Origin of the sequence: Pseudoalteromonas sp. MB47, from assembly GCF_011319765.1 — a bacterium.
Lineage (GTDB): Bacteria > Pseudomonadota > Gammaproteobacteria > Enterobacterales > Alteromonadaceae > Pseudoalteromonas > Pseudoalteromonas simplex.
Window position 1 is genome coordinate 465,346 of sequence record NZ_VFBD01000026.1, and the last position, 12,379, is coordinate 477,724.

At 38.0% G+C, this 12,379-nt stretch carries 8 protein-coding genes; 7 read left to right on the top strand and 1 reads right to left on the bottom strand.

What is annotated here, in order from left to right:
• The first annotated feature begins 260 nt into the window (after positions 1–260).
• Entirely contained in the window at positions 261–1,136 is an 876-nt protein-coding gene (locus IMPJCBKJ_RS15985) for a DNA replication terminus site-binding protein (protein WP_166341016.1), read from the top strand.
• A gap of 65 nt (positions 1,137–1,201) precedes the next feature.
• Here IMPJCBKJ_RS15985 and IMPJCBKJ_RS15990 read toward each other — a convergent pair whose 3' ends face one another.
• Positions 1,202–2,416 carry a hypothetical protein gene (locus IMPJCBKJ_RS15990; RefSeq protein ID WP_054553336.1) on the bottom strand — a complete coding sequence of 405 codons (1,215 nt, stop codon included), beginning with the start codon at positions 2,414–2,416 and terminating at the stop codon, positions 1,202–1,204.
• A gap of 769 nt (positions 2,417–3,185) precedes the next feature.
• On the opposite strand from IMPJCBKJ_RS15990, the gene IMPJCBKJ_RS15995 reads away from it, so the two are divergent.
• The 6 genes from IMPJCBKJ_RS15995 to IMPJCBKJ_RS16020 all read left to right on the top strand — a co-directional run.
• Positions 3,186–4,424: an AAA family ATPase gene (locus tag IMPJCBKJ_RS15995; RefSeq protein WP_166341018.1), complete on the top strand. Its 1,239-nt coding sequence runs from the start codon at positions 3,186–3,188 to the stop codon at positions 4,422–4,424.
• A 14-nt stretch (positions 4,425–4,438) separates the two neighbouring features.
• Positions 4,439–5,401: a transcriptional regulator gene (locus IMPJCBKJ_RS16000; RefSeq protein WP_166341020.1), complete on the top strand. Its 963-nt coding sequence runs from the start codon at positions 4,439–4,441 to the stop codon at positions 5,399–5,401.
• A gap of 415 nt (positions 5,402–5,816) precedes the next feature.
• Positions 5,817–8,960: a DEAD/DEAH box helicase gene (locus tag IMPJCBKJ_RS16005; RefSeq protein ID WP_166341022.1), complete on the top strand. Its 3,144-nt coding sequence runs from the start codon at positions 5,817–5,819 to the stop codon at positions 8,958–8,960.
• Positions 8,961–9,189: 229 nt separating this feature from the next.
• Positions 9,190–10,656 carry a DNA recombination protein RmuC gene (gene rmuC / locus IMPJCBKJ_RS16010; protein ID WP_166341024.1) on the top strand — a complete coding sequence of 489 codons (1,467 nt, stop codon included), beginning with the start codon at positions 9,190–9,192 and terminating at the stop codon, positions 10,654–10,656.
• A 1-nt stretch (position 10,657) separates the two neighbouring features.
• The gene (locus IMPJCBKJ_RS16015; RefSeq protein WP_166341026.1) at positions 10,658–11,635 is read left to right on the top strand and encodes a hypothetical protein; all 978 of its coding nucleotides are present in this window, start codon (positions 10,658–10,660) and stop codon (positions 11,633–11,635) included.
• A 118-nt stretch (positions 11,636–11,753) separates the two neighbouring features.
• The coding region (locus IMPJCBKJ_RS16020) for an IS4 family transposase (protein ID WP_166338107.1) at positions 11,754–12,379 on the top strand (626 nt) is incomplete at its 3' end.

A 12,379-nucleotide genomic window follows, 5' to 3' on the forward strand; every position in this document is an offset into this window, starting at 1 on the left:
TTTGTTTTAACAATTAACCCAAAGACCAAGAACACATCTTACCTAGATTGAGGCCTAGTGTAACCTCTGCTTTACACACTTATATTGAACAATTTATATCTAACATTGATCAAGTTGAAAACCTGTACTATGCATCATAATGAAGAACACATCATACTTAAATTGATTAATAAATTAGGTCAGCAAAGAAAATAAATTTATCTATTAATTATCAGAAGATAAGGTTAAAATTGAATAAACGTTAAGTAAGATGTGTTCCTATGAGTACCAAGTTAGAAATACGCAGTCAGTTTGATTTAGTCAGTGAATTGACTCATTTGTTTTGTGAAGAATTAAAAGAAGTGGGTTTTGATAAGGCTTCATATTATCAACTGCCAGATATCGATGTAAACGACGAAAAGAAAGTTCCTTCTTCAATTAGTGTACATAAAATTGAAGGCGATGATGCTCATAAATTAATTCTAAATTCCTTTGGTGATTTTTATAAAAAGTCAGGATTAAGTAGTCGAGTATTAAAAAGGCATCCAAGCTTATTAGTTTTAAAAGATGTCGATAAACAACATTTCATTGCAAGGATAAATCAATTAAATAAAGCCAAAGCTGATTTTAAAAATAGTGTTATAGCTATCGATAATAATGATGCGAGGTTTGAAGCTGTTCACAATGCTGTTCCAAATCTCATTACCCTTGCAGCATATCGTAAGATCCATTTTGAAACTGAATCGCCCTACTCTGTTCGTTTTACTTGGATGCACAAACACGCAACTAAAACGCTAACAAAAAAAATGGCCTTAGCAATGTTGGATAAATCGGCTAGTTATTCTAACCCAAGAATGATCGACCAACACGCTTGGCAAGCGCTAGTTGCACAAGAGCAAAGTCGTGTTGCAAGTTTAGGTGATAAAGAAAAATTGCGAATTCGTAGACCAACAAGAGTTAGCCCACAAGTTAATGTAAGATATACAGCTAAAAATCGATATCATGTTAGTGCTGCTTTACCTTTTATTTTGATAAACCCAGAACCAGATGTAAAACTGGGTACATTAACTGATTATCAAAAACCTGAAAGCCACCCTCGAAAAAGAGAATATGATTTCTTAGTTGATAGACTTTACTTAGAACAAGTGACAGATTGATTATGTTAAAAAGGCCACATATGTGGCCTTTTGTATATAGTAATAGTAAGTAAGTATAAAAGAAATTAGTCTTCGACTATTTCTTCAATTTTATCTTCATCGATTAAAACAGCATTTTCAACAATGCGCTTACCACCTTGAATTTCGATTCGTTTGTTATGCTTATTAAGCGTAAGAATCTCATCACAAAATTGATCAGATGGATGCATCTCATATGTGTAATCAATAATATTACCCGTTTTGTCATCTTTGACATTGGTAATGTTATATTCAGAGATTGCACCTTTCTCAATTAAGTCTTTCATTGTCGTAGTCATATCACGACGCAAAGCTTTTAATTTATTCTCGGTAATTTCGTCTGTTGAATAAATAGAGCCGTACTTTTCCATAATCGATAATAGTCGGAAATGGTAGGTCTTACCCGGTGCCGCATAACGCCATAAATGATATAAACGAAGCATCATCCAACGAGATAAACCACGTTTTAATTCTTGAGCACTATTAAAGTAGTAACCTTTGTATTCAAGGTTATCGATCATGTTATGAACGAAGGCATTCAAACAAGCCACACATTTTACGTTACCACCTTGACCTTTTTTTCCACTAAAATGAAGTGACGATAAAAAGTTCATGTTCGATTCGTAAAATGAGTCATCAATATCAGAGTTACGCGTATCTGTTGCTGAATATTTGAAAGAAAGTTTAGAACCTTGTAATGCTTCTAATGATTCTTTGATTTGCGGATAAGGCATTGACTGGCCAACCGCTTTCAGTTCTTGCGCTAATTCATTCATTGAAAAAACAACTGCGTATTGAATGCCAGACTTAAAATTGATTTTTACAATTTTACCTTTAGAGGCTAAACGAATTAAGGCACGTTCGACTTTTTCTTCTCGATCAGATGGCCAAACAAGATATTCAACATCTTCACCATCTTTTCTTGTGCTTACTACCGCAGGTGTAATTTTGATTTCGCCATCATAAAGAATGCCGTCTACTTTTTCAGAGATTCTTCTTGTGACGATGGTTTTCTTTGGTGCTTCTTCAACCGGAAGCTTCTTATGACCAGAACGGACAAAACGTCCCCATAAATCATAATGATTAAATGTATTTGAGTAAGCTCTCAAACCATGTGCAGCATTTTCAATTGAAACACGCACATCTTTGTTGTCTGTAAATAGTGCAAGACTTTCATTGTCTATTGCACTTTCCACCCCGTGGATCTGCCCGCGTAATGTATCGGGTAAGTTATCTACCGAGATGTTGACCTTTCGGCTCATTGTTCTTATTTCCAATTTTTCTTCGACAGTTAATAACAACACATAAAACTTCAAAAGTTAAATGTTTAAGTTAGTATAAACTTGATCCGATCATAATTTATTTCTTCGGATCAGTTTTATACTAACTGTTTCGTAATTGCTGATTTTCAGATCAGATTTTTACTAAGTTATAGTTGATAGGTCGCAATTTTACTAACTCAGTTCAATTTATGTCCTGTTAATCACCTTTTTAAAGCAAATTAACACGACAAAAATTGCTTTTTTAAAACAGCATGTGGATAAACAGCTTTTTAGTTAGCATAGATCTGATCTGTACCAACTATAGATCAGATCTATACCAACTTATTGCGCATTTTAGTTATGCTCTCAGTGTATAACTTTATAATTTAGTTAGTAAAATTTTGATCTACACAAGCTTTTTTGTGTGTAAAGCAGTGACTAAGCTGTGCATAAGTCGAAAGCTCATTTTTTGCTTAGTAATATGCTGATCTGCGAGTCATTATAGATCTGATCTTTACCAAGTAAAAACACGATCTGGATTTTTAGTAAATATTCAATAAAATCAGTAATATATTTCACTATTTTAGCATCTTAACCTTATATACCTATATACTTAACCGATATTAAACTTACTTATTTATACTTAGCATCAGTAAAGTTACAAATTTTTATTAAATGTCTTATAAATAAAAGGTATGTCGTCTTAAATACTTGTTTACAGCAATTTGAATGGACATTATACTTAAACCATAACTTTGAGGAAGAAAGTATGTCTATCAATAATAATGCGCTAGCCACTTACAGGTTACTAAAAGCGACAGCAGAAGTTGCTGAAAAATCGCTAGAAGGACGTATTCAACATTATCGTGCCCATTTAAAGTCTGAAGAAAAAGAACTTCGTACTTACACGCAAAAAGCAGCCGCTGACTTATTAGGCTGTAATAATCGCACCTTGAAACGACGTCATGATAATGGTGACTTTGATGAACTAAATATCAAACGTGGTGCTAATGGTCACTACGCATATACCTTAGTAAATATTTTTGCTATGGCTGATATCATGGATATAAAGCCAGATCACCGTACCGTTGATGATAAATTACAAGTTATCGTTATTAACTCATTAAAAGGTGGTTGTGGTAAAACGACCAGCATGGTGAACATAGCCGCTGCACTTGCTACTACCAACATTAAACGATACAGAATTGGTATCATTGACCTTGATCCACAAGGTTCTTCATCAAGCTTTTTCCCACCAAGTGAGCCAGACCCAATTACTGTGGGCGATTTAATGCGTGACTGTATTGAACTCGATGAAAACGAAACCTGGGATGAGTTAGTATCGAACTCTTTCTTACCTACCCATATACCTAATATTCGTATTTTGCCTTCTGGTATGGATGACTTTTATTTTGAGCATGAAACAGCAACTTTATTAAAAGATAGCTCTAGTTATGATAAAACTCGTCACTATCATAAATTGCTCGAAAAAGTTATTGAACCGGTAAAAGATCAATTTGATATTATTCTAATTGATACAGCTCCATCACTTAACTTTATGTTTTATAATGCATTAATGGCTTCTACATCGATGCTTATCCCTGTTCATCCTGAAGCTGTAGACTTTGATGCAAACAATAAATACTTAAAGCGATTAGGCGAGATTTACCATACAGTTGCTGCGCTTGGCCACCAAGGTTGGGACTTCATGCAATTCTTAGTAACTAACTATGTTAAAGGGAACCATTCACAGCGCGACATCGTTAAAGATGTTCGTAGTGCATTTGGTCGTCAAGTAATGAGTTATCCAATCAATCATAGCTCGGCAATTACCGCCAGCTCATCTTCTTTTAATACCATTTTTGATCAAAAAACGTCAGATAGCTTAGCTAGTCGTGAGTCACTACTTCGCGCGCAAGAAAATATCAAAGATGTGGTTGATGAACTAGAAATGTTGATCCGTTCTAATTGGCAGTCAACTCAATCGTCTCTAAATACAGCTAAGTAAGGTAATTAATAAAAATGGCTAAAAAACGTAAAAACGATACCAGCTTAGACCCTTTTTCAACGTCTATCGAAAGTAGCAGTTTAGATGCTTTGCTAGAGCAAGCTTCAGCTGGTGATGTTATCAGTATGCCTGCTCCAAGTGATCCTACTCGTCAAATTACTTTGGTGTGTAAGGTTATTCCAAGCTCACAAATTGAAGCTAAAACAAAGGTCTATGGTAAAAACCGCCGTGTACAATCATTGCTAAATGAAAAGTCAGTTGCCGATATCCTTCCTGCAATTGCCGAAGACGGCCGTAACCAGCACCCTGCCCTATGTTGGGATAAAGGTGACGAAATGCTTGTATTAGCAGGCTCTCGTCGTCGTAAAGCATGTATTTTAAGCAATTCTGATTACTTAGTTTTAAGCTCGGAAGACTTTACAGATCAAGATGCTAAAATACTTGCTGTATCATCTGATCAATACATTGCCCCGAGCCTATGGGAGCTTGGTCAAGCGTATCAACAAACCCGTGATGAGCTTATTGCTGAAGGTAAAAAAGGCTCTTATCGTGAGATTGCGGCAATTGAGGGGGTATCACACACAGCTATTGCTGATGCTATCAAAGCGTATGAGAACCTACCTTCAGAGGTTTTAAGCCTTTACCCAACAGCAAATCATGTTGGCCGTGAAGTAGCTAAAAAGCTTATTAGTGCCAAAGAACGAGATGAGCAGTTGTTTACCAAGCTTGTAAATGACGTTAGTAGTGATAGCGAATTAGCGCAAATCAGCAGCGATGATAAACGCGCTCTGGCAATTACTAAGCTATTAACTGCTGAACCAGCAGCGCCTAGCCGTCGTGAAGCACTTATCGACAGTGAGTTTGTTAGCGTACAGCGTAATATTAAAAGCGGTGATTTATCTGTCAAAATCGATAATAAAGTGATGACAGACAAACGCTTAGAGCAGCTAACTAAATTGTTAAATAGCTTTAATTAGTTAGTAAAATAATGATCTCTCACGCTTTTACAGTTAGTAAAAGCGTGATCTCCCCTCCCCTTTCGTTAGTAAAATAGTGATCTTTGGTTGGCTAATTTGGTCATTCTTACACTCTCAGATCAGTTTTTTACCAACTAATCGCCCCTTTACAGTTCTGTTACCCTGTAAATTTGTTTGCTTAGTAAAAAATCGATCTGTAAAGCCCCTTCCTTGTTATTAACCTGTTTATATCTTGTGCGATTGTTGTTTGTTAAATGCTCAGTATGCCACTTTTCAACTTTGATTTTATTTTAAAGCACTTTTTTACTAACTAATCAGCTCCAACCAGTCCAATATTGCCCAATAGTGCTTTAGCTCTGGGCCGATAGATCATATACTGGCAGAATTATTTTTTGTTTTTACTGCCAAAAGCGTTATGTCTGCTAACTTATCCAAAAATGACTTATTAGCTATCTTTGAAGAAATCAAACAAGAGCAAGAAACTCAGTTTCCTCTGTCTGAGCGCTTCATTAAACAGCTGTTTAAGCCACATGTGTTAAGTAAAGCAAAAGAGTATCACCAGAACGGCCAAATCAATTGGTTAGAACATAACAGTGATTTTAGTGTTATTGATGCATCTATGTTTGGTAACGAAGGAAATACCTTCACTCAGCATATTGAGATCAGTAAATTACCAAGTGGCTTTTCGGTCGATTCGCATTGTACTTGTGGCTCTAAAACCAAATGCCGTCATATTGCGGCTGTGCTCCTAAAGCTGAAAATTGAACATTCAGGTGACTATGGCGAAGATTACATCATTAATGATTGGTTTAGTGAGCTAAAAACGCTTAAGCAAGTTGCTAGTGACAATGCCAAACAGGTTTTATTATTTGTTTTTGATGTAGAGAAATCTGTTGTAACCCTTACTCCTAAAATTGCTAATTACGATCCTGAGCATAACTATACGCTTGGTCGTAACCTTACCGAGCAGCAATTAAATAGTTTTGTAACCCCCACTGATTTATTAGAATCGGATTTTCGTTTATATAGCTGGATCCGTTCTCAAAATGCCCTTGGAAAACTAGAGCTTAAAGGTCAATGGGGCTTTGCAGCACTACAGCAATTAATTGCCACCCAGCGTTTGTTTTTAGGTCGCTCTCGCCAAGCAATTAAAGCTGATAGCATGCAAGCACTAGAGTTTGATTGGAAACAAAACAAAGACTTAACATCGTTGAGCATGACGCTTGCTGGTCAAGATAATTGGTTATTGTTAAAAACAACCCCTCCTACTTACCTTGACCCTGAAAAGCTAAAAGTGGGCCGAATTCGTACTCCGTTAACGGCAGATGAGATTGCTTTACTTGCCAATATGCCAGCTATTCACACAGAGAACTTTGACCGCGTTTATCAACAACTCAATGATAATTTTGGTGAAGGTGTGATCCCTCATGCACTTAAGGAAAGCAAAAAAAGCCTAGCTCGAACTGTATTCCCTGTCATCAGTATTAATAATGACGAGGGCACAATCCGCTTAGGATTGCAGTTTAATTATCAAAACTCTTTGTATGATTTAAGCCAGGCGCCAGCTGATATATTAAACCAGTCATTAGAAAACACCGTTGTAAATGAATTAACTAACCTTGGCTTTGAATTATGTAAAGGGGCTTTACAAACTGATTTTATCTTTAATAAACAATCAGTTATTCATGAGCACTGGTTAAAGTTTGAAATAATTCCAAACTTATTAAAACGCGGTTGGAAAATTAATGATGAGTTAGGCGTAGGCAAAGTTCTAAAACAACTTTCACTGCAAGTTGAGCGAGGTAAAGGTCATCAGATAGTTAGTAAAATCGTGATCTCTGGTGTCAAAACTCAACAGTTGTTTGTCACTGATAACAATACCTATCAATCGCTTAATCGACAAAGTGAGCGCTTTTATTACTTTACTGTAGGAAAACGCTTTGCTGTGGTTGAAAAGGCCGCGATGATGCAGCTTAATGATTATCGTGAACGTTTTGAGCATATTAAAACCCGTGACGAAATCTTAATGCCTTTGTCGTTTTTGCCTAAGCTTATCGAGCAAAAAGCAATTAAGGTTAATATTGTTGACGATGCACTCGATGCTTATTTATCTGAACTGAATAGCTCACAACAGCTTATTAAAAAGTCCGATATTCAAGGCTTAAACTCTGGTGTGCAATTACGAGAGTATCAACAACACGGTATTGATTGGCTCAACTTTCTAAAACGTCACCAGCTTGGTGGTATTTTGGCTGATGACATGGGGCTAGGTAAAACCCTACAAGTTATTGCCTTTTTAGCTAATGCCAAGCAATCACCACAAGCAGGCCCCACGTTAATTGTTTGCCCAACCAGCTTGGTTGGTAACTGGCAAAGTGAAATTAATAAATTTGCCAGCAACTTAAAAATTACGACTGTCTTTGGTGCTGCGCGCAGCGACCAATTACAACAGTTGTCGCAAGCAGATTGTATCTTAACAACTTACCCACTATTAAAGCGGGACATTGCCTTTTATTCGCCGCTGTATTTTGAAAACATCATTCTTGATGAAGCGCAATATATCAAAAACGATGCCGCGCAGGTTTCGCGGTTAGTTAAGCGCCTTAATGCTGACTTTAAGCTCTGCTTAAGCGGCACGCCTATTGAAAATAACTTATTTGAGCTTAAATCTTTGCTCGACTTTGCAATGCCTTCTTTACTTGGTTCGCAAACACACTTCAAAAGCTATTTTCAAACGCCTATTGAGCGTGATAACGACGTTGCCCGTGCAGATGAACTTAAATCGTTGATCATGCCATTTATTTTGCGACGTACTAAAGCACAAGTAACGCAGGAACTACCAGAGAAAACTGAGCTAGTTAAAGAGTTTGAATTTGAAAGCAAACAAAAGGAAATTTACTCAGGTATCACTGAATCTTTAGAACAGAAATTAGTTGACCTATTTGCGCAGCAAGGTGTGCAAAAAAGTAAGCTTGCCTTTTTAGATGCATTATTAAAGCTAAGACAAATCTGCTGTCATCCAAAATTGATCGATCCTAGTTCACAGGCTGGCAGTGCTAAGCTTGAGTGGTTATCAAAGCATTTGCCTATTATGCTTAGCGAAGGACGTAAGGTGATTATATTTAGTCAATTCACCATGGCACTTGATGTGATAGCTGAGCGATTAAATGAACTTGGCATCCGCTTTAGTATGCTTACAGGGCAAACGCGACATCGCGACCGTGTAATTGAAGAGTTTACTCAAGGTGATACATCCGTATTCTTAATCAGCCTTAAAGCCGGCGGCACCGGATTAAACCTAACTCAAGCCGATACAGTGATTCATTTTGATCCTTGGTGGAACCCTGCCGTTGAAAAACAGGCGACAGATCGTGCCTATCGTATTGGCCAAACTAACCCTGTGTTTGTTTATAAATTGATTATGGCTAACTCAATCGAACAAAAAGTATTTAAAATGCAGCAGCATAAACAAGCCCTTGTTGATGCATTATTTACCGAGAAATCAATGAGTTTTACTCAGTTTGATGAAGAGCAAATGCTTGCACTGATAAAAAATTAAATTTTTTTAAAGTTTTTTTGAACTAATCAAATTTTGGGGCGTCTATTATTATGCTTGTTGTTAAATTGCAGTTTACATAAGCATTATGTTGATTTCCCATTTGGTTACTAAATTTTAGTAATGTTAGAGCCAGCTCACCTTGAGCTGGCTTTTTTTATGCCTAAACCCCCTACTCTGCTGAGCGCTAATTCGTTATGATGATGTGTCTTTAAGTTATTGAGTTTTCATTATGATTACAGAGCTAATTGCACAGATTAATTGGCAAAGTGGTGTGCTTGGTGCTGCTGTAGGTGCTGTTGCAAGTGGTGTTATTTTTGCCCTACAAAATAGTCGCTTAAAAAATCAGTTAACCGAACTTCAAAATAGCCAGCAAATCCTACAAAATCATTTAGAACAAAAGCAGCTGCATCTTGAACAAAGCCAGCTTACACTTTCGCAGTTACAGCAAGATTACGCAGAACAACGTGATGAGTCTCAACACTTTAAAACCCGCTTTGTAGAACAAGAAAAACAAGCACAACAATATAGTCAGTTTTGGCGCAAGGTCGAAGCTGAACTTGCTGATACAAAAGCTGCACTTAATCAGCGCGATGTTGATTTAAGTACCTTACGAAGCACAGTTGAGCAAAAAGAACTGCATTTTAAAGAGCAGCTTAGCCATATCAAAGAAAGCAAAGAGCAACTCAAAAAAGAGTTTGAAAATCTCGCTAATCAAATCCTTGAAGAAAAATCGCAACGTTTTAAAACCTTAAATCAAGAAAGTATTGAGCAACTATTAAAACCTGTTCAGGGTGAGCTAAAAGGCTTTCGCGATAAGATGGAATTGATCCACGTCGAAGATCTAAAGCAGCGTGCAGCGCTAAAAACTGAGTTATTGCATTTACAGGCTAAAAGCCAAGCCATCACCGAACAAGCTGATAGGCTGAGCACCGCATTACAAGGGCAAAAGAAAACCCAAGGTAATTGGGGTGAGTTAATGCTTGAAAATGTACTCGACAGCGCTGGGCTGCGTGCTGGAGTAGATTATCAGCGAGAAGTATCGTTTAACACCGAAGATGGCCGTTTACGACCAGATGTTGTGGTGTATTTGCCTCAGCAACGTCATTTAGTTATCGATGCTAAAACCTCTTTAAACGCGTATACACGCTATGTAAATGCCGATACAGAGCTTGAGGCGCAGCAAGCGCTAAAAGAGCATGTTATGGCGGTGCAATCACGTATAAACGAGTTAGCAAGCAAAGCCTACGACAGACTACCCGGTATTAACTCACCAGAAGTGGTGATCATGTTTGTACCAATAGAGTCAGCATTTGTTGAAGCGCTTAAGTACCAAAGTGATATTTATCAGCAAGCAATCGAAAAAAATATCTTAGTTGCTACGCCAACGACCTTATTGACTAGCTTGAATATCGTAAAACAACTGTGGCGTTTTGAAGAGCAAACTAAATACTCAAAAGAGCTTGCCGCCCGTGCTGAGCGTTTTTACAACAAGCTCAATGGTTTCCTAACCAGTATGGAAGGGGTTGGTAAGCAGTTAGACCGCGCCAAAGAAAGCTATGATAAAGCGTTTTCTCAGCTGTACCGCGGTAAAGGAAACTTGATTAAGCAGGCCTCTGAGTTCAAGGAGTTGGGGGTTTCTGTTCAAAAAGAGTTACCCACGGAAACTGTTGAAAAAGCCCAATTAGAGTTAGATTAATATGCAGGTTTTAAAGCGTATCGGGTTTGTTGTTTTGGCATCTGTATGTTTTGCAAGTACTGTCAAAGCTGCAAATTATGATTACGACAGCCAACTTAATAAAGCGTTACACGCTAATAAACTCGTTGCGATTGGTGATGTTCATGGCAGCGAGCATGTTGTTACTAGGCTTATAAAATACTTAGATGAGCCTAGTAACTGGCAGCAGCTTGATGATCTTGTCGTTGAATTTGGCAATGCGCGGTATCAAGATTTAGCTGATCAATATTTGTTGAGCAAACAGAATATAAGCATTGATGACGTAAGGCACATTTGGCGCGACACCTTGTATTTTATGGCATGGCAATATGATGTTTATGAGCAATTAGTTTTAAAGTTAAAACAGCTTAATAGCACCCGTGAACATAAAGTTCGTCTTGTCCTTGCTGAGCCTGCAATGAACTGGCAAACCCTCTCTAAAGAGGATTGGCAAAAGCTAGAGCGTAGCCGTGAAACTGGCTATTTAGAGGCTATAAATCAGCATGTTGTCGCTAAGCAGCGCCGTGCAATCTTACTCTTTGGTGCATTTCACACCTTTAAGCAGCCAGTGGTTATAAGTACTCAAGCTTCGCCTTTTAGTTCTGTTATTGCATTACTTGAGCAGCAAAAACCGGGCTCAACATACACTGTTTGGCCTGCGATGAAAAACGATGGTCTTGCATCATCATACCCTGCGGATAGCTTGATCCCTTTGTCGGCTAATAGTTCGTTGAATAAGCCGTTAGCGTCAATGTCTAAACGCTTTGCTACAAGCAATAGTATTAGCCTTGCGGATGTTGTAGACGCCTATTATGTGCTAAAAAACACAGATAGAAACGCGCCATTAAGTGATGCGGCTTTAAATGATCTGGCGTGGCATAAAGAGTTAAAACGTCGTGCTGAAATAGTGTCACCAAGAAGTGCTAAACAAATCCACTCTTGGCTTAGCCAACATAACTAATAAAAAGCCAACATAACTAATAAAAAGCCAACATGACGTTCAATGCCGATCAGTTAAGCAATTGACATTTGGCATAATAGGATCAAAATCCGATGATCACAGGTCATCGGATTTTTTTATGCCCCTTAATCATAGCTTCGCCAATATTTCATCATTTATCGATTCTAATATTCACAGCTTGTCGGAAATACTGGATGAGTCTTTAATACAACAAGCACTTGCAGAGTCTGGGGTCGCAACACTCAGGAAGCGCAGGCTACCTCTTGAGCTAATGGTCTGGAGTGTGATTGGCAGCGCATTGTTTCGAGATATGCCTATGACTCAGGTCATTAATCGTCTTGATATTGTATTACCAAGTAAGAAACCTTTTGTAGCTCCTAGTGCGATTGTTCAAGCAAGACAGCGTTTAGGCTCGGAATCTATTCGTCATATCTTTAATATGACTCAATCCCGTTGGCATCAAGACACACCACATCCAAACTGGTGTGGATTAACCTTACTTGGCGTTGATGGCGTGGTGTGGCGTGCAGAAGACACGCCAGCTAACAATGATGCATTTGGTAAGTTGCACAATGACAAACGCGAATCGGCTTTTCCTCAAATTCGTATGGTCTGTCAAATGGAACTCACAAGTCACTTATTGACCGCATCCGCCTTTGACGCCGTTGCGGCTAATGAAATGACGCTCGCTGAGCAGCTGATAGAGCAAACACCCGACAATAGCCTAACGCTGTTTGATAAAGG

Excerpts from the sequence above, each read along its gene's own strand:
- IMPJCBKJ_RS16015 (WP_166341026.1), top strand. The coding sequence starts at position 10,658 with ATGCAGGTTTTAAAGCGTATCGGGTTTGTTGTTTTGGCATCTGTATGT.
- IMPJCBKJ_RS15995 (WP_166341018.1), top strand. The coding sequence starts at position 3,186 with ATGTCTATCAATAATAATGCGCTAGCCACTTACAGGTTACTAAAAGCG.
- rmuC (WP_166341024.1), top strand. The coding sequence starts at position 9,190 with ATGATTACAGAGCTAATTGCACAGATTAATTGGCAAAGTGGTGTGCTT.
- IMPJCBKJ_RS15990 (WP_054553336.1), bottom strand. The coding sequence starts at position 2,416 with ATGAGCCGAAAGGTCAACATCTCGGTAGATAACTTACCCGATACATTA.
- IMPJCBKJ_RS16005 (WP_166341022.1), top strand. The coding sequence starts at position 5,817 with ATGTCTGCTAACTTATCCAAAAATGACTTATTAGCTATCTTTGAAGAA.
- IMPJCBKJ_RS16000 (WP_166341020.1), top strand. The coding sequence starts at position 4,439 with ATGGCTAAAAAACGTAAAAACGATACCAGCTTAGACCCTTTTTCAACG.
- IMPJCBKJ_RS15985 (WP_166341016.1), top strand. The coding sequence starts at position 261 with ATGAGTACCAAGTTAGAAATACGCAGTCAGTTTGATTTAGTCAGTGAA.